This is a genomic window from Streptomyces griseorubiginosus (genome assembly GCF_017614965.1).
GTDB classification, from domain to species: domain Bacteria; phylum Actinomycetota; class Actinomycetes; order Streptomycetales; family Streptomycetaceae; genus Streptomyces; species Streptomyces griseorubiginosus_B.
In genome coordinates this window covers 1-24,307 of sequence record NZ_WVUG01000029.1, presented here as the reverse complement: position 1 = coordinate 24,307, position 24,307 = coordinate 1, and the positions used below count along the sequence as shown (strand labels likewise).

The 24,307-nt window shown below is 71.8% G+C and carries 17 protein-coding genes; 9 read left to right on the top strand and 8 right to left on the bottom strand.

All coding sequences use genetic code 11. The annotated features are described in order from the left end of the window. Nucleotides 1-3: 3 nt before the first annotated feature. Nucleotides 4-1,764 (bottom strand): SulP family inorganic anion transporter, encoded by a 1,761-nt coding sequence (locus GRC12_RS08595; RefSeq protein WP_208778582.1) that lies wholly within the window; start codon nucleotides 1,762-1,764, stop codon nucleotides 4-6. A gap of 116 nt (nucleotides 1,765-1,880) precedes the next feature. Then, nucleotides 1,881-2,048, bottom strand: a complete 168-nt coding sequence (locus tag GRC12_RS08590; RefSeq protein WP_165955108.1) for a hypothetical protein — start codon at nucleotides 2,046-2,048, stop codon at nucleotides 1,881-1,883. Nucleotides 2,049-2,256: 208 nt separating this feature from the next. Here GRC12_RS08590 and GRC12_RS08585 point away from each other — a divergent pair, with 208 nt between their 5' ends. Together GRC12_RS08585 and GRC12_RS08580 are read left to right on the top strand one after the other, a co-directional pair. After that, a complete protein-coding gene (locus GRC12_RS08585; protein ID WP_208778581.1) occupies nucleotides 2,257-3,786 on the top strand; it encodes an SDR family oxidoreductase in 1,530 nt (509 codons plus the stop codon). Between the two features lie 74 nt (nucleotides 3,787-3,860). After that, a complete protein-coding gene (locus tag GRC12_RS08580) occupies nucleotides 3,861-5,234 on the top strand; it encodes a cryptochrome/photolyase family protein (protein WP_208778580.1) in 1,374 nt (457 codons plus the stop codon). Here the strand turns inward: GRC12_RS08580 and GRC12_RS08575 are convergent. Further along, nucleotides 5,209-6,279 (bottom strand): MerR family transcriptional regulator, encoded by a 1,071-nt coding sequence (locus tag GRC12_RS08575; protein ID WP_208778579.1) that lies wholly within the window; start codon nucleotides 6,277-6,279, stop codon nucleotides 5,209-5,211. The genes GRC12_RS08580 and GRC12_RS08575 overlap by 26 nt on opposite strands. Nucleotides 6,280-6,479: 200 nt before the next feature. Between GRC12_RS08575 and GRC12_RS08570 the strand changes: the two genes are divergently transcribed. Continuing rightward, entirely contained in the window at nucleotides 6,480-8,201 is a 1,722-nt protein-coding gene (locus GRC12_RS08570) for a tetratricopeptide repeat protein (RefSeq protein ID WP_208778578.1), read from the top strand. Between the two features lie 23 nt (nucleotides 8,202-8,224). Here the strand turns inward: GRC12_RS08570 and GRC12_RS08565 are convergent, their stop codons facing one another. Together GRC12_RS08565 and GRC12_RS08560 are read right to left on the bottom strand one after the other, a co-directional pair. Next, nucleotides 8,225-8,740, bottom strand: a complete 516-nt coding sequence (locus tag GRC12_RS08565; RefSeq protein WP_208778577.1) for a GNAT family N-acetyltransferase — start codon at nucleotides 8,738-8,740, stop codon at nucleotides 8,225-8,227. A gap of 120 nt (nucleotides 8,741-8,860) precedes the next feature. Beyond that, on the bottom strand, nucleotides 8,861-10,309 hold the full coding sequence (locus tag GRC12_RS08560; protein ID WP_208778576.1) for an APC family permease: 1,449 nt from the start codon (nucleotides 10,307-10,309) through the stop codon (nucleotides 8,861-8,863). A 126-nt stretch (nucleotides 10,310-10,435) separates the two neighbouring features. On the opposite strand from GRC12_RS08560, the gene GRC12_RS08555 reads away from it, so the two are divergent. Together GRC12_RS08555 and GRC12_RS08550 are read left to right on the top strand one after the other, a co-directional pair. Next, nucleotides 10,436-11,620, top strand: coding sequence for an ROK family protein (locus GRC12_RS08555; protein WP_208778575.1), 1,185 nt, complete (start codon nucleotides 10,436-10,438; stop codon nucleotides 11,618-11,620). A 103-nt stretch (nucleotides 11,621-11,723) separates the two neighbouring features. Continuing rightward, nucleotides 11,724-14,456 (top strand): glycoside hydrolase family 2 protein, encoded by a 2,733-nt coding sequence (locus GRC12_RS08550; protein WP_208778574.1) that lies wholly within the window; start codon nucleotides 11,724-11,726, stop codon nucleotides 14,454-14,456. Here GRC12_RS08550 and GRC12_RS08545 read toward each other — a convergent pair. Continuing rightward, a complete protein-coding gene (locus tag GRC12_RS08545) occupies nucleotides 14,443-15,873 on the bottom strand; it encodes a hydrolase (protein ID WP_208778573.1) in 1,431 nt (476 codons plus the stop codon). The genes GRC12_RS08550 and GRC12_RS08545 overlap by 14 nt on opposite strands. A gap of 216 nt (nucleotides 15,874-16,089) precedes the next feature. On the opposite strand from GRC12_RS08545, the gene GRC12_RS08540 reads away from it, so the two are divergent. After that, entirely contained in the window at nucleotides 16,090-16,353 is a 264-nt protein-coding gene (locus GRC12_RS08540) for a GlsB/YeaQ/YmgE family stress response membrane protein (RefSeq protein WP_208778572.1), read from the top strand. Nucleotides 16,354-16,639: 286 nt separating this feature from the next. Here the strand turns inward: GRC12_RS08540 and GRC12_RS08535 are convergent, their stop codons facing one another. Then, entirely contained in the window at nucleotides 16,640-17,560 is a 921-nt protein-coding gene (locus tag GRC12_RS08535) for an NAD-dependent epimerase/dehydratase family protein (RefSeq protein WP_208778571.1), read from the bottom strand. After that, nucleotides 17,557-18,381 (bottom strand): GNAT family N-acetyltransferase, encoded by an 825-nt coding sequence (locus tag GRC12_RS08530; RefSeq protein WP_208778570.1) that lies wholly within the window; start codon nucleotides 18,379-18,381, stop codon nucleotides 17,557-17,559. The genes GRC12_RS08535 and GRC12_RS08530 overlap by 4 nt, the downstream gene beginning before the upstream one ends. 142 nt (nucleotides 18,382-18,523) lie before the next feature. Between GRC12_RS08530 and GRC12_RS08525 the strand changes: the two genes are divergently transcribed. The 3 genes from GRC12_RS08525 (at nucleotide 18,524) to GRC12_RS08515 (ending at nucleotide 24,159) form a co-directional block, all read left to right on the top strand. Next, on the top strand, nucleotides 18,524-19,009 hold the full coding sequence (locus tag GRC12_RS08525; RefSeq protein WP_208778569.1) for a nucleoside deaminase: 486 nt from the start codon (nucleotides 18,524-18,526) through the stop codon (nucleotides 19,007-19,009). Between the two features lie 127 nt (nucleotides 19,010-19,136). Next, nucleotides 19,137-23,423 carry an aminotransferase class I/II-fold pyridoxal phosphate-dependent enzyme gene (locus GRC12_RS08520; protein WP_208778568.1) on the top strand — a complete coding sequence of 1,429 codons (4,287 nt, stop codon included), beginning with the start codon at nucleotides 19,137-19,139 and terminating at the stop codon, nucleotides 23,421-23,423. A 7-nt stretch (nucleotides 23,424-23,430) separates the two neighbouring features. Next, nucleotides 23,431-24,159, top strand: a complete 729-nt coding sequence (locus GRC12_RS08515) for a class I SAM-dependent methyltransferase (RefSeq protein WP_208778567.1) — start codon at nucleotides 23,431-23,433, stop codon at nucleotides 24,157-24,159. The last annotated feature ends 148 nt before the right edge of the window (nucleotides 24,160-24,307 follow it).

Below are 24,307 nucleotides of genomic sequence, written 5' to 3'. Positions count from 1 at the left end.
CGCTCACCCCTCACCGAGTGCTGGCGTGGAGGCCCCGGCGGCCCACTCGGCTCCGGTGTGCCGGCGGAAGGCGGCCACGGCGGTCTCCACGGTGGGGTAGAAGTGGGCCGCGTCGATGGTGCGGGTGAGCCCGTAGCGCTCGATCTTCCGCCGCACCGGGTCCTTGAGTTCGGCGAAGACGAGATGCACGTGCCGGGCGTTGAGCGCCACATCGAGGTCGACCAGGACATCGGCGGCGGTGGTGTCCACGTCGGTCATGGGCTCCGCCGCGATCACGATCCAGCGCGGCGGCGGGCTGGTCGCGGACAGCCGGCGCACCTCGTCGCGGAAGGTCTTGGCGTTGGCGAAGAACAGCGGCGCGTCGAACCGGTAGATCACGAGTCCGGGCAGCCGTTCGGCCTCGGGATAGGAACGGATGTCGTGGTAGCCCTCGATGCCCGGGACCCTGCCCAGCACGGTGTCGTACGGCCACCAGGCGCGCCGGAAGACGTTGAGGACGGAGAGCGTGACGGCGATCGCGATGCCGGGCAGCACCCCGAGCAGGGCCACACCGAGGAAGGCCGCGACCGACAGCAGGAACTCCACGCGCCGCTGCCGCCACAGCCGTACGGTCCCGGGGAGGTCGGCCAGCGAGAGCGACGCGGCGATGACCACGGCGGCGAGGGCGGGCTGGGGGAGATTGCGGAAGAGGCCCGGTACCAGGACCAGCATGAGCACGATCAGGGTGGCTCCGACGACGCCGGTCAGCTGGCTCCTGGCGCCCGCGCGCTCGGCGACGGCCGTGCGGGATCCGCTCGCGCTGACGGGAAAGCCCTGGAAGAGCCCCGCCGCCAGGTTCGCGACCCCGACCGCCGCCATCTCCTGGTTGCCGCGGACCTCCTGACCGGTGCGGGCGGCGAACGCCGAGGAGTTGGAGATGGTGTCGGCGAGCGACACCACGGCGATGCCCAACGCGCCGCCGAACAGCGGCGCGAGGTCGTCGACCGTCACATGCGGCACCGTGAACGGCGGGAAGCCCTCCGGCAGCGGTCCGACGAGTCGGACGCCGTGCTCACCGAGGCTGAGGACCGAGGACGCGAGGATCGCCAGCGCGACCATCACGAGCACCGCGGGGACCTTCGGGAGGAACCGCTGCAGCACGAGGATCAGCACCAGTCCGCTGATTCCGACGGCGGCAGCGGCCGGCACGGTCGCGCCGTCGGCGAGTTTGCGGACGAGGCCGGCGCACTCCCCGATGAGGCTGTCCGCCTCGACCTTGAAGCCCAGCAGCTTCGGCAGCTGACCGACGAGGATCGTCAGGGCCAGACCGTTCATGTAGCCGATCATCGTCGGCTTGGAGATCAGGTCGGCGATGAAACCGAGCCGCGCCACGGAGGCGAGGATCATGATGCCGGCCACCATGACGGCGAGCATCGAGGCCAGGGCCACCGCCCGGTCCGGATCGCCGCCCGCCGTGACCAGGGGCAGGACGGCGGCGGCGATCATCGGTCCGAGCGAGGAGTCGGGGCCCAGCACCAGGATCCGGGAGGGACCGCACACCGCGTAGCCGAGCAGGCAGAGGATCGTCGTGTACAGGCCCGTGATGGGCGGCAGACCTGCGAGTTCGGCGTACGCCATGCCCTGCGGCACCAGCAGCGTCGTCAGGGCGGCCCCGGCGACCACGTCCTTGACCAGCCAGGGCCGCTGGTAGTCCGACAGCGTTCGCACCCCGGGGACCGCCCGCAACCGGTCCACCGCCCAGTGGGTGTCGCTGCCGGTGGTCACGGGCACTCCTTCCGGCGGGAGGCGTCATGCCCCGGTCGGCCGTACCCTCGCAGAATCGACCGTCCCGACGCCCACGGCCTCACCCCCAGCGGGTGACCGGAGCAGCAGAGGCCCGCTCAGTCCTCGTCGCCGCTCGGGATCACCACGAGGAACGCGTCGGACTTCAGGTCCATGACGACCGTCGCCGGTTCGCCCTCGGCGCGGCGCCTCGCCGCGTACTCCTCTGCCGGCCACGATCCGCGCGGAGCTCCCGCAGGAAACCGCTCCAACACCTTCGCGCCCATAGCAGCAGCACCTCCAGTTTCAACCTCGACTTCCGACAACGGCTGCGTAGTGTTCGCGTGCCCCCTATCGGCGCGGACATGTCCACGGTCGACGGTTGGACCTGTCGACAGGGGTGAGCGCGGCCGACCGCGGAGGCGCTGCATCCGCGACCGCGGCGACAGTGGAAGTGATCTCGGGGAGGCAACTTCCGCGGAGGGACTGGAGCCGATGAACGCTGACGAGGACGCACCGGGTCTGACGTGCCTGGTCACGGGGGCGACGGGGTACATCGGCGGCAGGCTGGTGCCCGAGCTTCTCGCCGCCGGCCATCGCGTGCGCTGCCTGGCCCGGTCGCCGGGCAAGCTGCGTGACCATCCCTGGGCCGGCCGGGTGGAGGTGGTGCGGGGCGACGTCACGGACGCCGAATCCATCGCCGCGGCCCTGCGCGGAGTGGACGTGGCCTACTACCTGGTGCACGCCCTGGGCACGGGAGAGGACTTCGAGGAGACCGACCGCCGGGCCGCGCGGATGTTCGGCGAGGCCGCCCGGGCCGCGGGCGTGCGGCGCATCGTCTATCTGGGCGCTCTGACGCCCTCGGGCGTCGTGGAGCGGGAGTTGTCGCCGCATCTGCGCTCCCGGGCCGAGGTGGGCCGGATCCTGCTGGACTCGGGCGTGCCCACCACCGTGCTGCGGGCGGCCGTCGTCATCGGCTCGGGCTCGGCCTCCTTCGAGATGCTGCGCTACCTCACCGAACGCCTGCCCGTGATGATCACTCCCAGCTGGGTGCGCACCCGGATCCAGCCGGTGGCCGTGCGCGATGTGCTGCGCCACCTCGTGGGCAGTGCCCGGGTGCCGGCCGACGTCAGCCGCGCCTTCGACATCGGCGGTCCGGACGTGCTGACCTACCGGGAGATGATGCTGCGCTACGCGGCCGTGGCGGGCCTGCCCCGGCGGATCATCGTCCCGCTGCCCGTCCTCACCCCGGGGCTGTCCAGTCACTGGGTCGGGCTGGTCACCCCGGTCCCGGCGGGGATCGCGCGACCGCTGACCGAGTCGCTGCGCCACGGGGTCGTCTGCCACGAGCGGGACATCGTCCGGTACGCGCCCGGCCCTCCCGGGCGTCCCATCGGTTTCGACGAGGCCGTACGGCTGGCCCTGCAGCGGGTCCGTGAGGCCCGGGTCGCCACCCGCTGGTCCTCGGCGTCCGTGCCCGGTGCGCCCAGCGACCCGCTGCCCACCGACCCCGACTGGGCGGGCGGCAGCCTGTACACCGACCAGCGGGAGGTGCTCGTCGACGGCTCCCCGGAGGCGCTGTGGCGGGTGATCGAGGGCATCGGCGGCGACAACGGCTGGTACTCCTTCCCGCTCGCCTGGGCGGTGCGGGGCCGGCTCGACCGGCTCGTGGGCGGTGTGGGACTGCGCCGGGGGCGCCGTGACGCGGCCCGGCTGCGGGCCGGCGACTCGCTGGACTTCTGGCGGGTGGAGGAGATCGAGCCGGGCCGTCTGCTGCGGCTGCGCGCCGAGATGCGCCTGCCGGGACTCGCCTGGCTGGAGATGCGCGCCGGGACATGTCCCGACGGCCGCACCCGCTACGTACAGCGGGCCCTGTTCCATCCGCACGGGCTGCTCGGGCACGCCTACTGGTGGAGCGTCTCCCCCTTCCACGCCGTCGTCTTCGGCGGCATGGCGCGCAACATCGCTCTCGCGGCGGCCCGCGAGCCGGTCACCCCGGCGAGGGAACACGCACCCAGCGGTTGACGGCCGCATCCGCCGTGTCCACGGCGTCGGAAGCATGTCGTCGGAAGCCGTACACCCGCCCCCGGAGCACCACCATGAACGTCTCGATCGTCCTGTTCACCGCCGACCTCCGCCTGCACGACCACCCGCCCCTGCGGGCGGCGAACGAGTCCCGCGAGGTCGTCCCCCTCTTCGTCCGGGACAGGGGCGTGACCGGCGCGGGGTTCGCCGCGCCCAACCGGCTCGCGTTCCTCGCCGACTGTCTGCGGGATCTCGACGGCGGACTGCGCGAGCGCGGCGGCCGGCTGATCGTGCGCTCCGGTGACGTCGTCGAGGAGGTGTGCAAGGTGGCCTCCGAGACGGACGCCGACGAGGTGCACATGGCCGCCGACGTCAGCGCGTACGCGCACCGGCGCGAGCTGCGGCTGCGCCGGGCGCTGGAGGCGGAGGGGCGGCGGCTGCACGTCCACGACACCGTGACCACGGCCGTGACGCCCGGCGCGCTGACCCCGGCCTCCTCGGACCACTTCGCCGTCTTCACCCCGTACTTCCGGCAGTGGGCCGGGGTGCACCTGCGTGCGGCACTGGCGCCGCCGCGCACCCTCCGCGTGCCGGACGGCGTCGGCTCCGAGGAGCTTCCCTCGCGCGCGACCCTCCAGGGGCTGTCGGCGGGCCTGGCCGAGGGCGGGGAGACGGCGGGCCGCAGGCTCCTGGCCTCGTGGCTGTGTGCCGGGATCGCGTCGTACGAGGAGGAGCACGACGACCTGTCGGGTGACGGCACGTCCCGTCTCTCGCCGCACCTGCACTTCGGCACGCTCTCCCCCGTGGAACTCGTCCACCGGGCGCGCGCGGCGGGCGGCCCGGGCGCGGAGGCGTTCGTACGGCAGCTCGCCTGGCGGGACTTCCACCGGCAGGTGCTGGCCGCGCGGCCCGCGGCCGCCACCGCCGACTACCGCACCAAGCGCGACCGCTGGCGCTCCGAGCGCACCGCCCGCGAGGACGTGCGGGCCTGGAAGGAGGGCCGCACGGGCTACCCGGTGATCGACGCGGCGATGCGGCAGTTGCGCCACGAGGGCTGGATGCACAACCGCGGACGGCTGCTGACCGCCAGCTTCCTCACCAAGACCCTCTACGTCGACTGGCGGGTGGGCGCCCGGCACTTCCTGGAGCTCCTGGTCGACGGCGACGTGGCCAACAACCAGCTCAACTGGCAGTGGATGGCCGGCACCGGCACCGACAGCCGCCCCAACCGGGTTCTCAACCCCGTCACCCAGGCCCGCCGTTACGACCCGGACGGCGGCTACGTCCGGCGCTGGGTTCCCGAACTCGCCCCGGTCGAGGGCCCGTCGGTGCACGAACCGTGGAAGCTGCGGGGGTTGGAGCGGGCCGCGCTCGGCGACTATCCGGATCCGATCGTCGAACTCTCCGAAGGTCTCGCCCGTTTCAGGCAGGCGCGCGGCGGTGACTGAGCCCTGTCCACCGCGGTGATGCGGTGCGGTGTGCGCCGGGGAGGACGGCGAGGGCGTCCTCGAGGCTGGGGGGCCTGAGCATGCCGCGGGCCGACCGGGCGGACCAGCCGGGTCCGCCGAGTACGACCACGGGCCGGCGGCGTGCGCCCTTCGTCCCCCACTGGGTGCCGGCCAGATGACCGGCCAACGGCGCATTCGCGGTGGAGCGCGCCTGTGCCCACAGCACCACGGCCGACGGTCCCAGGCGCCGCACCGCCGCCGCGAGCGCCTCCGCCGGTACGGCGGCGCCGAACATCCGGGTGGGCACGCCGAGTTCGCCGAGGGCGGCGTTGAGCGCCTCGATCGGCAGGGTGTGCTGTTCGCCGGGTGCGCAGGCCAGCAGCACGGGGCCGGTGACCGCTGCCTCGGCGCGTGGCGCGGGGGGCCGGGTACCGCGTCGCAGGACGGTGGAGACGTGCCAGGAGAGCAGGTGCTCGACCTCCACGTAGCGGTCGCCGGACGACGCCCACTTGCGGCCCACGGCGTGCAGGGTCGGCACCATCACCTCCTGCCACGCGACGACGACTCCGTACCGCGCCACTGCCCCGGTCAGCTGCTCCTCGACGGCCGGGGCGTCCAGGCGTACGGCGGCGCGGGCCAGCCCCCGGCACTCCAGACGCACGTCTCCGAGGGGCAGCGGGCCGGCGGCCTTCGAGCGTTCCGGTGCCGCCGGCTCCGCGGCCTGCGCGGGTGTGACCGGGGGCGCGCCGGCCGTCTTCTTGGCGGCGCGCGCGGCTTCGGCGGGCGGTATACCCGATGACGTCAGCCGGCACATCGCCTCCAGCACCGACACGTCCCGCGGGCTCCAGCGCCGGTGTCGTCCGTCGGCGCGGACCGCCGGCCCGATGCCGTACCGGCGGTCCCACGAGCGCAGCGTGGTCGGCGAGACACCGAGCCGGCGTGCCAGCGCACCCGTGGTCAAGGAGACGTCACCGCCCGCCTCGGCGGCCGGCAGCGGGCCGTCGCCGGTGGTCGCGGTGTGCCCGGACGAGGGCGGCCGGCTCATGGGACCACCTTACGACGCACGACCGATGCGAGTTTCCGGCCGCCGCGGGCCCCCCGGCCGTCGTCCCCACATGCCTCTCCAGCGGCCCGCCGCGAGACGTGTCGTCGGTCAACTGGCGTTCCCCCACGGGCGAATGGCTTATTCCGCACCCATTCCGGATATGTCATAGGCATGCGTCGGCACTACTCGGCGGGGGCGGTATGGGTGTGGGCAACGCGGTGGAGCAGGCGCTGAGCGCGGCCACCCGTCTCTTCGTGCTCGGCATCGGCGCCCTCGTGGCGCTCGGCATCGTGCGCGGGGTCTCGTCGCTCGTGCACCGGCTGCGGTCCCGCGGCCGGATCCTGCCGCTGGTCCTGCTGCCCGGGCCGGCCGCGGAGAACGGCTCCGGCAACGGGACCGGGCATCTCGCCGCCCATCTCGCGGTGCACCTCACCGAACACGGCGGCGAGAGCGTCCTCGCCCCCGGCAGTCCGTCCGCCTCGACGGCCGACAGCCGGCCGCAGGCGTCCACGCCGACGCAGGGGTGGATCGGCTCGGTGCTCGACCTCGCCCTTGCGAGCCCGCCCGGATACGCAGTCGATCTGCGCGAACTGGACTCGGAGGGGACCACGCGCAGGATCTCGGTACGCATTCTGCGCATGCCGCACAACCGCATCATCGCGGCCGGTGTGATCGCCTCGGAGGACGAGGAGACGCTGGTCGAGAAGATCGCCGTCCACTGCATCGTGAAGGTGCGCAACCAGCCGGAGATGCTGCGGCGCATCCCCCGCTGGGAACGCTGGGGTCAGGACGAGCAGGCTCTCGCCCTGTACCGCAAGGGTCTGCACGAGCAGCGGCGCCAGGTGAGCGACCCGGCGCCCACCGACGGCACCGGCGCCGACTACGACGAGGCGCTGCGGGCGTTCACACAGGCGGTCAAGTTCGTCCCCGGCAACCTGCTCGTACGGCACGGCGAAGCCGCCCTGATCGAACTGAAGCACGCGCACCAGCCGACGGGCGACTACCAGCAGGCGCTCGACATCTACCAGCGCTGCACCGAACTGTGGCCGGAACACATCGAGACCGCCTACCGCATGGCCATCGCCTACTCCCGGGCCGCGCGCCCCCTGCTGCGCGAGCAGGACCTGCCGAGGACGGAGGAGGAGCGGATGCGGCTGCTGGAGATGGCCGCCCTCGCCCGGATCCACCTGGACGACATCTGCAAACGACTGCGGCTGCGTTCACTGCTGCGTCGCTGGCTGCGCAGCAGCGTGCCCGGCGGCCGCTCGAACAGCGGTGAGCGACGCTACTGGGGTTCGTGGCTGATGCCGCTGCCCCTGCCGGCCCGGCGCTCCCAGCGCCGGACCTTCCTCGGTGCGATCCGCATCGCTCTGGCCGCGCACGACCTCACCCGGGTCCACCACAACGGCCACAACGGCCACACGGGCACGGCGGACCCCGAGCAGCAGCGCAAGGTCAGTGAAGCCTTCGACCGCGTCGCCGACGAGGTACTGGTCGGCACCTGGTACCGCGCGCGGGGCACCGGGATCCGCCGGCTGCTCTTCGACGATCACCGCAAGGGCTCGGACCATGACCCCGCCACGCACGCCAACATCACCCGTGCGCGGGCCACGTCACGGCACTGGGGCCCGGTGCGCAAAGGGTCGGCCGGCTGGATGACCCACTACAACGCGGCGTGCTTCCTCGCCCTGGCCACGAACCTGCCCGACGGAAGTCTGCCGACCGGCTACGAGCCCGGCGACTGGCTGCAGGACTGCACGAGGTCGGCCCTCAACCAGCTCGACCGCAGCCTGCGTACGTCCGACAGCACCCTCACCGGCGACTGGATCGCCCACGACCCCGATCTCGACCGCCTCTGGGATACCGACGCCGGGCGGGCCTGGGCCCGGTTCATGAACATCGACATCCAGGCGGCCCACTGACCGCATCGCTGCGGCCGGCGGTGTCAGGCCCCCTCCCCCGCACCGCCCCCGGCGCGGAAGGAGATCCACACGTCCGGCGGCAGGTCGGGGCGGTGCGGGACCGGGCGGGTCTCCTCGGTCCAGGCACCCGGCGCGAGTGCGGAGGCGACGCGGCGCCAGAAGCGGACGGCGGGCTCGTTCTCGTACTGGAAGGCGATCTCCCACGGGCCGGGGTGGCGCTGTACGACCTCGCGGACCATGCGTGTCCCGAGGCCCTCGCGGCGCGCGCCGCGTACCACGAAGAAGCTGTTCAGCACGCGTGTCGGCCCGTTCAGCCCGCGGACGAAGGCGAACCCCACGGGCCGATCCCCACGCAGGAGGAGGTACGGCGCCCAGCCCTCCTCGGTGAAGGCGGCGTCGACCCGCTCGCTGCGGAACGTCCCGTCGGGGTGGGGCAGGACGCCCATGAAACCGGACAGGTCGTGACGGAACATCAGCCACAACCGCTCGACGGTGGGGCGGTCCTCGGCGGTGGCGGGGCGGACGGACACGTCTGGCACGGGGGTCCTGCCTTTCAGCGGGCATGGGAAAAGCCTCCCCGGGCGGACGGTGGTCCGCCCGGGGAGGCTTCACGGATGACGAGACTCTAGCGCAGGCGCGGCAGGGACACCGCGCCCTTTTCAGGTGGCCGCCGGCTCCGGTTCCGGCGGGGTCAGGTACTCCTCGGAGATCTCCTTCGGGCCGAACGGCCACACCTTCTCGAAGCGCGCCCACAGCACGTACGCGAGGCAGCCGAGGGCCAGCCAGGCCAGCGACCACTCGATGGGATGGCGGCCGGGCGAGTTCTTGTCGGCGTATCCGTAGATCACGCACCAGCCGACGAAGGCCACGATGCTCGGCACGGGGTACAGCCACATGCGGTACGGCCGCTTCAGCGTCGGCTGCCGCTTGCGCAGCACCGTCAGGGCGACGATCTGGGCCAGCGCCTGGACGATGACCATCACCGTGGTCAGCAGCTGGATCAGGGTCGCGAGGTCGGTGTGCCGGCCGATGAGGAAGCCGATCGCCGTGAACACGCCCATGGTCGCAAGCCCCAGCATCGGGAAGCGGTGCTTGGGGTGCAGCTTGGCGTAGGGGCGGAAGAAGACGCGCTCACGGGCCGCGTCGTACGGCACCCGCGAGCCGCCGAGCAGGCCGGTGAAGACGGAGGCGAAGGCCGTGATCAGGATGAGCACGGTGACCGTGTCGGCGGCCGCCTTGCCCCAGGTCTTCTCCAGCACCGCCGAGGCCACCGAGGTGGAGGCGATGTCCTTGGCGTCCGTCATCCGGTGCCAGTCGATCACACCCAGCGTGCCGATCTGCAGCAGCAGGTAGATCGTCATGATGCCGAGGATGGCGTAGATGATCGAGCGGGGCAGGACCCGGCCGGGGTCCTTGATCTCGGCACCCATGTAGGCCGTGGTGTTGTAGCCGAGGTAGTCGTAGATGCCGATGGTCAGACCGGCCGCGAAGCCGATCCAGAAGTGGTTGCTGCCCAGGTCGAAGGCGTGGGCGGGATAGGTGAAGGCGAGGTGCGCACTGAAGTCGGTCGCCGCGGCGAGGATCACCAGCACCACGGAGGCGATCATGACCGCCCACATCACCGCGGTGATCCGGGCGATGTTCTCGATGCCCCGCCACAGCAGGACGACCACGAGGACGATGACGCCGAGGCCGATCAGATCGCCCTGGGTCTTGGTCAGGTCCGGGGCCAGGTAGCCCAGGTACTGGACGAAGCCGACCACGCCGGTGGACATGATCAGCGGGATGAAGAGCATCGCCGTCCAGACGAACAGGAACGGCATCAGCCGGCCCGTGCGGTACTGGAAGGCCTGGCGGAGATAGACGTAACTGCCGCCGGAACCGGGCATCGCGGCGCCCAGTTCGGCCCACACCAGCCCGTCGGCGAGGGCGAGGACCGCTCCCGCGACGAACCCGATCACCGCCTGCGGACCGCCGAAGGCGGCGACCATCAGCGGGATCGTGACGAACGGCCCGATGCCGCACATCTGGCTCATGTTGATGGCGGTGGCCTGGAACAGGCCTACGCGACGGACGAAACCACCGTTGGGTGGCGGACTACCGGACATGGGGACTCCCGAGGCACCGGGCGCTGGGCAGCCCAAGGCTGGCCCGGCGAGGCTGACTGGCCGATAAAGTTAAGGAGCCTTACTTGATGCGTCAAGAGGCCCCAACACATAAGTGAGAATGGTGCGATGCCCGCCAGTGACGCCGTAGACCAGCAGGAACAGCCCTGGAACCGCCGGCGGCTGCGCAGCACCAACGAGCGCCTGCTGCTCGACCGGCTGCGGGCCGCGGGGGCGGCCTCTCGTGCCCAGCTCGCGCGGGAGACGGGTCTGTCCAAGCCGACGGTGTCCAGCGCCCTCGCCTCCCTGGCAGCGGCGGGACTCGTACACGAGGTGGGTACCCACGCCCCGGAAAGAGGCCGCATCGCCGTTCTGTACGCACCCGACCCGGCGGCCGGGTACGCGCTCGGCATCGACGTCGGCCGCAGTTGGCTTCGGGTCGCGGTCGCCGACCTGGACGGCTCGGTGGTCGCCCGCTCCGAGGTGCGCAACCGGGCCCGCAGCTCCCGGGCGATGGCCGACCTGGTGGTGACGACGGCCCGCCAGGTGGTCGCCGGTTCCGGGGTGGCGCCGGACGAGGTGGTGCACGCGGTGGTGGGCACGCCGGGGGTGTACGACGAGAAGCAGCACCGGGTGCGGTACGCGATGCATCTGCCGGGCTGGGGGCGGGCCGGGCTCTTCGACCGGATGCGGGAGGAGCTGGGGGTGCCGCTGGAGGTGCACAACGACGCCAATCTGGCCGCGCTCGGCGAGTACACCTACGGCGTCGGCGCGGGCAGCAGGCTGTTCGCGTACATCATGATCGGCACCGGGCTCGGCATGGGCGTGGTCAGCGACGGGCGGCTGTTCACCGGGGCGCACGGGCTGGCCGGGGAGATCGGGTTCCTGCCCTGGCCGGGGCAGCAGAAGCCGGAGCGGCTGGAGGACGCCGTGTCGGGGGTGGCCGTGGTGGAGGCGGCGCGCCGGTTCGGGATGAGCGGGCAGCTCACCGCGAAGGCCGTGTTCGACGCAGCCCGGCGGGGGGACGAGGCGGCGGTGCAGGCGGTGCGGCTGGAGGGCGAGCGGATCGCACACACCGTCGCGGCCGCGGCGGCCGTGCTCGACCCCGATCTCGTGGTGCTCGGCGGCGGAGTCGGCCACAGCGTGGACCTGCTGCTCAAGCCGGTGCGGGATCATCTGCGGACGCTGACCCCGCTGCGGCCCAGGATCGCGCCCAGCCGGCTCGGCGAGGACGCGGTGCTGCTGGGCGCGGTGGCGACGGCGCTCGGGACGGCCCGGGACGTGGTGTTCGAGCGCCGTTCGGCCGCGTCCTGAGCAACTCGCGCGGGGGGCATGGTGATTGACACGGCCCACGAGGCGCCTTAGCGTGACCCAGGTTAGTAAAGTTTCCTAACTTTACGAAGGGGCTGGAGACTCCGTGAACAGACACCGTCTCGCCACGGCCGCCGTAGTCCTGGGTCTGCTGGGTCCCCTGACGACCAGCGCCTGGGCCGACCCCCACCACCGGGCCGCCCCACCGGGCCGGCCCACCCGGGTCCCGTCCGCCGCGGGCAGTACGACCGCGCTGTCCGGCTACGCGATCCAGTCGACGGCGAAGGTCTCCGACCCGGCGGCCGACGTCTCCTCCCCCGGCTATCCGGCGAGCGGCTGGTATCCGGCCGGCCCCCGCTCCACGGTCCTGGCGGCCCTGCTCGCGAACGGCGCGTACGCCGACCCCTTCCACTCGACCAACCAGCAGAAGATCCCCAAGGCCGACTTCCAGGTCCCCTGGTGGTACCGCTCCGACTTCACGGTCGCCGACACCTCCGAGCGCACCTACCTCGACTTCAGCGGGGTGATCTCGGCGGCCGACGTCTACGTCAACGGCAAGCAGGTCGCCACCACGAAGGACGTCGCCGGCGCCTACACCGACCACGAACTGGACGTCACCTCACTGGTGCGTCAGGGCACGAACACCGTGGCGTTCCGCATCCAGCCCAACGACCCGGACAAGAACCTGACCATGGGCTGGATCGACTGGCTGCAGCCGCCGCCCGACGAGAACATGGGCATCGTCCGTGACGTCGTCGTCCGGCGCGGCGGCCCGGTCGCCCTGCGGGACGCCCACGTGGTGACGAAGCTGGACGTCCCCTCGCTCGCCTCGGCCGACCTCACCGTCAGGGCGCAGGCCCGCAACGACTCCGACGCGCCGGTGACGGCCACGGTCTCCGGCAGCATCGGTCCGACGACGTTCACCCGGTCCGTCTCCCTCGCGGCGCACGAGACGAAGACCGTCACCTTCACCCCGGCCGACGTGCCCGGCCTCCACCTCACCTCCCCGAAGGTCTGGTGGCCGGCCGGCATGGGCGGCCAGCCCCTGTACGACCTGAACCTCACCGCGTCCGTCTCCGGCACCGCCTCCGACACCGCGCACCAGAGCTTCGGCATCCGTGACGTCCAGGCGCCCCTGAACTCCGACGGCGCCCGCCAGTACCGCGTCAACGGCCGCAAGCTGCTGATCAAGGGCGGCGGCTGGTCGCCGGACGAGTTCCTGCGCTGGGACCGGACGTACGTGGAGGACCGACTGAAGTACGCCCTCGACCTGGGCCTGAACACCATCCGCCTCGAAGGCCACCTCGAACCCGACGAGTTCTTCGACCTCGCGGACCGCCACGGCATCCTCACGCTGCCCGGCTGGGAGTGCTGCGACAAGTGGGAGGGCCAGGTCAACGGGGGCGAGTCCGGCGACAAGTGGACTGCTGCCGACTACCCGGTCGCCCAGGCGTCGATGGCCGCCGAGGCCGCCCGGCTGCGCGACCACCCGAGCGTGATCTCCTTCCTCATCGGCAGCGACTTCGCCCCCGACGCGACGATCGAGAAGAACTACCTCGACGCCCTGAAGGCCGCGGACTGGAACGCACCCGTCGTGGCCGCCGCCTCCGACAACTCCTCACCGCAGCTGGGCAGTTCGGGCATGAAGATGACCGGCCCCTACGACTGGATCCCGCCGAACTACTGGTACGCCAAGCGCGAGGGCGGCGCCACCGGGTTCAACTCCGAGACCAGCGCGGGCCCCGACATCCCCACCCTCGACACCCTGCGCCGCATGATGACCCCGGCCGAACTCGACACCCTCTGGAAGGACCCGGGCGCCAAGCAGTACCACCGCTCGCCGTCCTCCACCTTCGGCACCCTCAAGCTCTACGACAACGCCCTCACCGGCCGCTACGGCGCCCCGACCGGCCTCACCGACTACGTCAGGAAGGCCCAGCTCGCGCAGTACGAGAACGTCCGGGCGCAGTTCGAGGCGTACGGGCGCAACGCCACCGACGTCTCCAAGCCCTCGACGGGCGTCGTCTACTGGATGTTCAACAGCGGCTGGACCTCGCTGCACTGGCAGCTGATGGACCGTTACCTCGACCAGGGCGGCGCCTACTTCGGGGCCAGGAAGGCGAACGAGCCGCTGCACGTCCAGTACAGCTACGACGACCGCTCGGTGGTCGTCGTCGACAACCGGCACGCGGCGGCCTCCGGGCTCACGGTCCGGGCCACGCTGTTCAACCCCGACGGCACGCAGAAGTACGACAAGACGGTCACCGGTGTGAAGGTCGACGGCGACGGCGCGCACGCCTCGCCCCTCACCCTGCCCTCGTCGGTGAGCGGACTGGCGACGACGTATCTGCTGCGGCTGACCCTGACCGACGGCTCCGGCAAGGAGGTCAGCCGGAACGTCTACTGGCTGTCCACCAAGCCCGACACGCTCGACTGGGCCAACACCGACTGGTACTACACGCCGACGACCAGCTACGCCGACCTGAAGGGGCTGACCTCGATGGCGCAGGTGCCGGTGTCGGCCACGGCGTCGACGGCGTCCTCGGGCGGCACGTCCACCACGACCGTGACCCTGCGCAACACCGGGAGCGGGAAGACGCCGTCGCTGCTCACCGACGTCCATCTCGTGGACGCGAAGGGGCAGCCGGTGCTGCCGGTCCAGTGGTCGGACAACGAGGTGAGTCTGTGGCCGGGTGAGTCGGCGACGCTGACCGTCACCTACCGGACGGCGGATCTGCGCGGTTCCGCGCCGAGCGTGCGGGTCTCCGGCTGGAACACGGCGGAGCGGACGGTTCCGGCCGGCGCGCCGGAACCGTCCGGTCGGCTCAGCTCACGTTGAGCGCGGTGTCGTCGATGACGAAGGACGTCTGGAGGGTCGACCCCTCGACGCCGGTGAACTTGACGGTGGCGGTGGTGCCGGCCAGCGAGGAGACGTCGAAGGACTTCAGGACGTATCCGGAGGCGGCGTTGAGGTTCGAGTACGTGGCCAGGGTGGTGGATCCGGCGGTGACCGTCAGCTTGTCGTAGGCGGTGCTGGTGGTGGTCTCCGCGGTGTCCACGTGCAGGTAGAAGCTGAGGGTCGCGGAGCAGCCGGACGGGATGGTCACCGACTGGGACAGGGTGTCGGTGTGGGCCGATCCGTAGCCGTCGAGCCAGGCCTTGTAGGAGCCGGTGCGGGCGGCCTCGCCGTTGGAGTTGGTGATGACGCCGCTGGATGCACTCCAGGTGGTGTTCCCGGACTCGAAGCCGTTGTTGCCGAGCAGCTGGGCGGCGGTGCAGGTGCCGGTGCCCCCACCGCCTCCGCCGCCGCTGCCGCTGCCGTCCCCGGCCAGCCACGCGGTGGCGTTCAGGGCGAGGGCGGCGTTGGTGGCGCCGGAGTCGTTCCAGCCGTCGTAGAGGGTGTTGCCGGACTGGCCGGTGCCGTCGTCGATCGGGGAGCTGTCGCCCCAGAAGGCGACACGGCCGCTGCCGAAGGTGGACGTCAGGAAGAAGGCGCCGGTGTTGCCGGAGTAGCCGGAGCGGTAGACCAGGCCCTTGACGGAGGAGTTGTCGGACGGCTTGAGGGTGGCCGTCGTACCGTCGGCGATGAGGCTCTTGGTGACCGTGCCGAAGGAGCCGTGCAGCACCGGGTCACTGCTGTCGCTGATCGCGGCCGGGTAGCCGGAGCTGATGTCCAGCGAGTCGATGGAGAAGCCGAACGGGTCGGTGGAGTCGACGCTGTTGTTGGTCATCAGGTCGTTGAGGATCTCGACCGCGTCCTCGCCGTCGTTGTTGCGGTCGGCGCCGGTGTGGTCGGAGATCATGAACAGGCCGCCGCCGTTCTTCACGAAGTTCATGATCGCCGTCTTCTCGGCGGACGTGAACAGCGTGTTCGGCTCCGGCAGGACCAGGGTGTCGAAGTTCGACAGGTCGGTGGACGACGAGCCGCCGTAGGTGAGGGCGCTGGTCGCGGTCTTCAGGCTGTAGTCGCCGGTCTTCTGCAGGGCGACGCCCCACGACGACAACGCGCCGGTCCAGTCCGTCTCGGCGGACGGGGAGGAGTCCTGGGCGAGCGGGTCGGGCTTGCTGGTCGAGATGATCCAGTCGGCGTTGCCGGCTTCCTCGGCGTGGCCGTCGTCGAACAGGACGCGGTGCGTGGTGGCCGCGTGGGCGGGCGTGGCCGGGGTGGCGACCTGGAGGGCGGCCCCGGTGACGAGCAGCCCGAGGCCGGCCAGGGCGGTGGTGAGTCCGCGGCGGGATCTTCTGGATCGGAGCATCCGTCGAACCTCCGTGAGGGGGTGGGGTAGAGGCGGTGCGGGCGCCAATCTGCGCGCGTAGATGGGGGGTTCGGACTTCTACACGCGTTGAACGCTTGAAAGGTACATGGCATGGCTGCCGCCTGAACAGAAAGTCCCGGCAATAACCGGGGCGGACTGCCTCCGCATTCTGGGGGCAGAGAGAAAGAGCGGGGGTACGGACGAAGAGGGGCGGAGATGGAGATCTCGGGCATCATCAGTGCCATTCTCATCGGCATCATCATCGGCGTGCTGGGTCGCCTCGTGGTTCCCGGCCGCCAGCGCATCGGCATCCTGTGGACGATCCTCGTCGGCATCGTGGCCGCGCTGATCGGCTCGGCGATCGCCGCCGGAATCGGGGTCCAGGACACCAAGGGAGTCGACTGGATCGAGTGGCTGATCCAGATCGGCCTGGCCGCGGTCGGCGTGGCCGCGCTCGACCGGGCGAAGGCGCATCGCTGACGGGGCCGGAAGACCGTAGGACGGAGGCGCGGGTCCGGGCGGCCGTGCCGCGCGACACCGAGCCGGGCCCGCCGATGCGGCTCCCCTCGGCAATCGGCGGGCCCGCCGCCTCCACCGTGCGCCCCGGGCGGGAGAGTCGGGCGCCGGGAGGCTCTCCCCCGTGTCAGGCTCCCAGCCGCGGCCTTGCGTCGCGGGGGGCCGTTCGGCCTCCGACTCCGGTCCGAACGGCCCCAGTCCGAACGGCCCCAGTCCGAACGGCCCCGGTCTGAACGGCCCGGTCGGCCGGTCAACGGTGTGCGGCCAGCGCTGCCAGACCGTCCCGGCAGGACGCGTGCACGGGCGTCCAGCCGAGCTCCCGCTCCGCCTTCGCCGAGGACACGCGCATGTTCGTCGCGAACATGGTGTGCGCGTAGGACATCGGGCGGGTCAGCCACCGCGGCACGGTCATCGGCCTGGGCAGGCCGAACTCCTCGGCCACGCACTGGACATGGGCGCGGAAACCGAACGGGGTCCGATCGGTGATGTTGTACGCCTGGCCGGCCCGGCCGTGTTCGACGGCGGCGACGACCGCGCGGGCCGCGTCGGTGAGCTCGATCCACGGCAGCAGCCGGCCGTGGTCGGCGGGGACGGGCAACTGCCGCTTGCGCAGCATGGGCAGGATCGCGTCGGTGCCACCGGGGCCGTAGAACAGGCCGAAGCGCAGTGAGATGCCCGCCAACCCGGCGGCCTCGAAGGTGAGTTGTTCCTTGACGCGCATGCCCTCGACATGCCGCTCCAGCTCCGGCGTGGTACCGCGCGGACCGAACACGTCGTCCTCGGTGATGACATGGTCGCCGAAGTCCCCGTAGCCGTAGCCGAAGACCATCGACTCGCTGATCAGGCGCCGGGCGCCGGTGGCCTGTGCGGCCTCGACGAGATGGGCGGTGCCCTCGGTGCGCAGCGCGTCGGTGGCGTACATGTCGCGGTGGCGCATGGGCGCCTTGCGCAGGGCGGTCGCGGCGTGGATGACGGCGTCGAAGTGCTGCCCGTCGACGGCGCGCAGCAGCGCGTCGCGGTCCATCAGGTCGGCCCGTACGCCGTTCGCCGGTCCGCGCCCGAGGCCGGTGACCTGGTGGCCCGCCTCGGTCAGCGCGCGCGTGATGTGACCGCCGAGGACGCCGCTGGCGCCCGCGAGGAGGATGCTCTGGCTCTTGTTGTTCGTCGTCATGCCCCTGCGACGGATCGAACCGCCGCGGATGTGACATCCCGGCCCTGGGGCACGTAGATGTACGGCGTCGTCGTGGTCAGGGGGGCGAAACCGAGGCGTTCCAGGATGGGGCGGCTCTGGCTGGAGGCGTCGACCTGGAGGTAGCGGTAGCCGCGCTCCACGGCGGCGCGGGCGCGGTGGGCGACCAGGGCCCGGTAGACACCCCGGCCGCGCCAGCCCTCCACGGTGCCGCCGCCCCACAGCCCGGCGAACCGGGTGCCGGGCATCAGCTCCATCCGGGCCGCGCTCACCGGTTCGTCCCCGGCCAGCGCGACGACGGCGACGATCGTGTCCGGCTCGCCCGTCAGCCGGGCCAGCAGCTGGTGCCGCAGCCGGGAGCCGTCGGTGCCGAAGGCCTTCTCGTGCACGTCGACCACCAGGTCGACGCCGGCCGCGTCGGTGACCGGCAGCAGGCGCACGCCCTCGGGCGGCCGGGCGTCGAGGTCGAGGGCGGCGGCCTCGGCGATCATCAGCGTCTCCTCGGGCTCGGCCGTGAACCCCGCGCTGCGCAGCCGCTCCCCCAGGTCCATCGGCAGGTCGTGCCCGTACAGCTTCCACTCGAACTCGCGGCCCAGGCCGGAGAAGTAGGCGATCTGCGCGGCGATCACCTCGTCGGCGTTCGTCTCGTCCAGGTCGGACCACACGACGCCGTTCCAGCCGCGCGCCGAGGACACCTGGCGGACCACGCCGCCCACCCGCTCCACCCGCGCGTCGGGGCTGTCCGGCTGTGCCCCCTCGCGCATGTCCCGGTCGAAGAGGGCGAGCACCGCTGCGTGATCCATGTGATCACTCCAGCATCGGGGCGCGCGCCCGGCAACCGCTTTACGCACCCATGCACGCCGCCGCACCGCGCGGACTTTCCGGGCACGCCGCGGCGCGCCTAGGCTGCCCGCGAAGATCGCCGCGCGAGGAGGGCCGTACGTCATGGTCGTGATGGATGCCGAACTGCCGTATCTGCGCCGGTGTGTCGAGCTGGCGGAAGAGGCGCTGGAGGCCGGGGACGAACCGTTCGGGTCGGTACTGGTGGGAGCGGACGGCACCGTGCTCGCCGAGGACCGCAACCGGGTGGCCTCCGGCGACCGCACCCGGCACCCCGAGTTCGAACTGGCCCGCTGGTCGACGGCCCGGCTCTCCCCCGAGGAGCGGGCGGCCGCCACGGTGTACACCTCCGGCGAGCACTGCCCGATGTGCGCGGCCGCGCACGCCTGGGTGGGCCTCGGCCGCATCGTGTACGTCGCCTCCTCGGAGCAACTCGCCGGCTGGCTCACGGAGTTGGGCGTGCCCACGCCGCCGGTGCGCACACTGCCCGTCAACGACGTGGCACCGGGTGTAGCGGTGGACGGCCCGGTACCGGAGTTGGCCGGGGACATGCGCGCGCTGCACCGGCGCTTTTACCAGCGGGACGCCTGAGGCACGAAGCCGTCCGAGATGCAGCCCCGCGTCGGGGGTGCCTACGATCTGGGGTACCAGACCAGACGGACCGCCAGGTCTCCTCCCGTAGGGGAGGCGTTTGCTTTTGCTGCCGGCACAACGGCTGATGGCCGCTCATGGCGCGCTGGTCGCTGCCGCCACGGTCGTGTACATGACGGTACCGGCGGCACGCGCGCCTCTGTGGGCCCTCATCGGGCTTTCCAGCGCCCTGGCCGTGGTGGCCGGAAGCCTGGTCAACCGGCCCGCCCACCGCTGGCCCTGGTGGGTGCTGGCCGCCGGGTTGATCACCTTCGTCGCGGGGGACACGTACTACAACGTGCTGGAGCAGTACTTCCACGCCTCCAACCCCTTCCCCTCTCCCTCGGACGCCAGTTACCTGGCCACGTATCCCCTCTTCGCCATCGGCCTGTCCGGTCTGGTGCACTACCGCTGGTCCGGCCACGATCTGCCGAGCCTGCTGGACGCGATGATCTTCACCGCCGCTCTGGCCCTGCCGGTATGGGTCTACCTGGTGCAGCCGCTCACCCAGCTGGACGGGCTGACCTGGCAGCAGCGGGCGATCAGCATCGCCTACCCCCTCGGTGACGTACTCGTCCTCGCCCTGCTCGCGCGCCTGCTCACCCTGAGTTCGGTCGACGGACACAACCGGTCGGTGCAGCTCCTGGTCATCGGGACGGTCACCCTGCTCGGCTTCGACATCGCCTACGGCATCCTGCAGCTCAACTCCTCGTGGCAGACCGGCACCGCGCTCGACGCCGGCTGGATCATCTTCTACACCGCGTGGGCCCAGGCCGCGCTGCACCCGGACATGGCCCAGCTGACCGCGGCCGAACCGCACCGGCGGGCACTGCCGGCGCCCCGCCGACGCCTGCTGCTCCTGGCCGCGGCGACACTGATCGCGCCGGGCATCCTGCTGTACGAGGGGCTGACGCACACGGCCCACGACGCCTCCGTGATCGCCGCGTTCTCCGGCCTGCTCTTCCTCCTGGTGATCCTGCGGCTGTCGGCTCTGGTCGTGGCCCACCGCAGCGCCGTCACCCGGGAGCTGACCCTGCGCCGGGCGGCCGCCTCGCTGGTCTCGGCGGTACGGCCGGGGCAGGTCGCCCAGTCCTGCGAGGCGGCCGTCGACCGGCTGCTGGGCACGGCCGTCGGCCACCGGACGCTGCTGCTGCCGGCCGAGCGGGCGGCGGAGCTGGCGCAGTACCACGGGCGGATCGTGGCCGCCCACGAGCTCGACATCGACACCGGGCCCGACACCGCGGACACCGTCCTGGTGTGCCTGATGATCCCGCCCGACCGTCCCTACGGAGACGTCCCGGGCGTGCTGCTGGTGGCCGGACCGGTCGGTCCGCTGAGTGAGACCCGCAGCTCCCTGGAGATCCTGGCCTCGCACGCGGGCCTGGCCATGGAGCGGGTCTCCCTGCGCCAGGAGATCGTCCGCAGGGAGAGCGAGGCGTACTTCCGCACCCTCGTGCGCAACACCTCGGACGTCATCCTCATCGTCGAGGACGACGACACCATCCGCTACGCGAGCCCCTCGGCCGCCGGCGTGTTCGGCACCGCGGACGTGGTCGGCGCCCAACTGCCGGACCTGGTCGACCCCCGCGACCGCAACCGGGCGGTACGCGAGCTGCGGGCCGTGCGGGAGTCCGGGCCGCGGGCCACCCACGACCACTGGTGGGTACGGCGCCGCAACGGCCGGGTCGAGGTGGAGGTGCGGTGCAGCGACTTCCGGGACGAGCGGACCGTGAACGGCCTGGTGGTCACCCTGCGCGACGTGACCGAGCAGCGCCGGCTGGCGCACGAGCTGACACAGCGCGCCTTCCACGACTCGCTGACCGGTCTGCCCAACCGGACCCTGCTGCTGGAGCGGATCGAACGCGCCCTGCTGCGCGGACGCCGCGAGTCCTCCCTGACCTGTCTGCTCTTCATCGACCTCGACGACTTCAAGCTGGTCAATGACACGCTCGGGCACTCGGCCGGCGACCATCTGCTCGTCTCCGTCGGCAACCGCCTCTCCAAGACCCTCAGGCGCACCGACACCGCGGCCCGGCTGGGCGGTGACGAGTTCGCCGTGCTGATGGAGGACGCCCGTGAACCCCTGGACGCGGAGCTGCTGGCGGCTCAAGTGATCCAGACCCTCACCCGGCCCTTCCACGTCGCCTCCGAGTCGGTGACCGTCTCGGCCAGCGTGGGCGTGGCCACGGCCCGCGACAGCACCGACGCGGAGGAACTGCTCGGCCACGCCGACCTCGCGCTGTACGCGGCGAAGGCGGCCGGAAAACGCCAGTGGCGCCGGTTCCAGCCCCTGCTGCACACCCGGATGGTCGAGCGGCACGACCTGCAGAGCCGGCTGGCCCGGGCGGTCGAGGGCAACGAGTTCGCCCTGCGCTACCAGCCCGTCGTGGACATCACCGCAGGGGAGGTCGTCGGCTTCGAGGCGCTGATCCGCTGGCCGCAGGCCCTGCCCCGGCCGGTGCCGCCGGAGCAGTTCATCTCGATGGCCGAGGAGACCGGGCACATCGCGGTGCTCGGGGCGTGGGTGCTGGAGAACGCGGTCAACGACATCGCCGGACTGCAGAGACTGCCCGGGCCCGCCGTCCCGCCGTACGTCAGCGTGAACGTATCCGCACGCCAGTTCCGAGACGTGGGCTTCCTGGACCAGGTCGACCAGGCGCTGCGCACCCCCGGCCTGGCGCCCGGTTCCCTGCAGCTGGAGCTGACCGAGACCGTGCTGCTGCGCCGCGACACCCAGGTCCAGGCCGTGCTGCGCTCCCTGAAGGAGCTCGGGGTGCACATCGCGGTCGACGACTTCGGGACCGGCTTCTCCTCGCTGCGGTATCTGCGGGACTTCCCCCTGGACGCGCTGAAGATAGACAAGACCTTCATCGACGACATCACCCGCGACGCCCAGCAAGTGGCGCTCGTCGAGGGCATCGTGCGGATCGCCGACACCCTTGGCCTGCAGGTGATCGCCGAGGGCATCGAGGACCAGGCCCAGCGCGATCTGCTGGCGAGCATGGGCTGCCGGTTCGGGCAGGGCTTCCTGTTCGCCCGGCCGATGACGGTGCAGCAGAGCGAGCGCGTGCTGCGGCAGCACCAGGGACGGTGCCCCGCACCCCCCGTCGCCGCGGGGCCGGCGCGCGTCCCGGCCGCGCGGACCGAGGACGGGGAGCGGCGGGCGGCTCGGTGGGCGGACCTCGAACATCTGCGGCGGACCAGCCCGATGAGCGACGCGGTCCTCGACGAGGTGCGCGGCCGGCACATCCGCAGCCGCGGCCACTGGCTGATCGACTTCGCGTCCTGCAACTACCTGGGCTTCGACTGGGACCCGGAGATCATCGACTCCGTGGAACCGACGGTACGGCGCTGGGGCACCCATCCCAGCTGGTCCCGCCTGCTGGGCAGCCCGCGGCTGTACCCGGACATCGAGGAGCGGCTCGCCGAACTGCTGGGCGCCCCCGACACACTGCTGCTGCCGACGCTCACCCTGATCCACTCGTCCGTGATCCCGATCCTGGCCGAGAGCGGCCATGTCTTCGTGGAGGCGATGGCGCACCGAACGGTGTACGACGGCTGCCTCGTGGCCCGCGGCCAGGGCGCCACCCTGCACCGCTTCCACGCCGAACGGCCCGACGAACTGGAGGCTCTGCTGGCCTCGGTGCCGGCGGGCCTGCCGCGGCTGGTGTGCCTCGACGGCGTCAACAGCATGAGCGGCAACATCCCCGACCTGCCCACGCTGGCCTCGGTGTGCCGGGCCGGGGGCGCGACGCTGTACGTCGACGACGCGCACGGTTTCGGGGTCATCGGGGAGCGCGGGCCGCTGGAGCCCTGTCCCTACGGCTCGCGCGGCAACAGCATCGTGCGGCACACCGGTGAGTCGTACGACGGGATCGTGCTGTGCTCGGGGTTCTCCAAGGCGTACTCGTCGCTGCTCGCCTTCCTGGCGCTGCCGACCGAACTGAAGAACCGGCTCAAGACGGCCGCGGGTCCGTATCTGTACTCCGGCCCGTCGCCGACCGCTTCCCTGGCGACCGCGCTGGCCGGGCTCGACGTCAACGAGCGCCGCGGCGACGCGCTGCGCGCCGATCTGTACCGCCGCACCGTCCGGGTCCTGGAACACCTCGACGACCTGAACGTCGGCACGCTCAACCGGGACCGGCTGCCGATCATCGAGATCCCGCTGGCGAACGCGGACGACCTGGACGCGGTGGCGGACTTCCTGTGGGAGGAGGGCATCTATGTGACGCTGGCCTCGTATCCCCTCGTACCGCGTGACCGGGTGGGGTTCCGGGTGCAGATCACGGCCCTGAACTCGGACGAGGACATCGACGTGCTGACCGGCGCGCTCAGTCGGCTGGCCGCGCGCTTCCCGCTGAAGGCGAAGGGCTGAGCCGGCCGTGACCACGCACAACGACGACGTGGACTGGGACCGGTGGCCGATCGCGGACTACCTCGCGGAGAACTACCGGGACCTGCATCCGTCGGACGCCGCGGTCATCGCCCACCACTCGGAGTTCTACCGGCGGCTGGCACCGGGCTGCGTCGAGCGGTCGGTCGAGTTCGGCGCGGGGCCCAATCTCTACCCGCTGATCCTCGCTTCCGCCGCGAGCCGCCGTATCGAGGCGGTGGAGGCGGGGGCGGGCAACGTCGCCTATCTGGAGCGTCAACTGCGGCACGGGCCCGACGCGAGCTGGCTGCCGTTCCACGCGCTGTGCCGGCGGCTCAATCCGGACATCCCCGCCACGCTGGCGGGAGCACTGGCGTACGTCGACGTCGTCCACGCCGACGCGCGCGGGCTGGAACCCGGGGCGTACGGCCTGGCGTCCATGCACTTCGTGGCGGAGGGCGCCACGGAGGACCTCGCGGAGTTCGCCGACTTCTGCCGCGCCTTCGTGCGCTGCGTCGCACCGGGCGGGTATCTCGTGGCGGCCTTCATGGAGAACATGCCGACGTACCGCATCGGCCCGGCCTCCGTCTGGCCCGGCTGCCCGGTGACCCCGGAAACGGTCACCAAGGTCTTCACCCCCCTCACTCAAGCCCTGTCCGTCACCCGAATCGACACGGACCCGACACTCCCGGACTACGGCGACTCGGGAATGGTGCTGCTGACGGCAAGGGCTCGCTGAGCCGGCTGCTCAGCGGTCTGTGCGGGGGCGAGAGCGGCGGTAGACGGCTGCTCCCGTCAGGATCAGCGCGGCGCTCGTCGCCGCCGCCGGCAGGGTCGCGTCCGTGCCCGTGTGGGCGAGCGACGCGGCGGCGTGCTCGGGGGCGGCC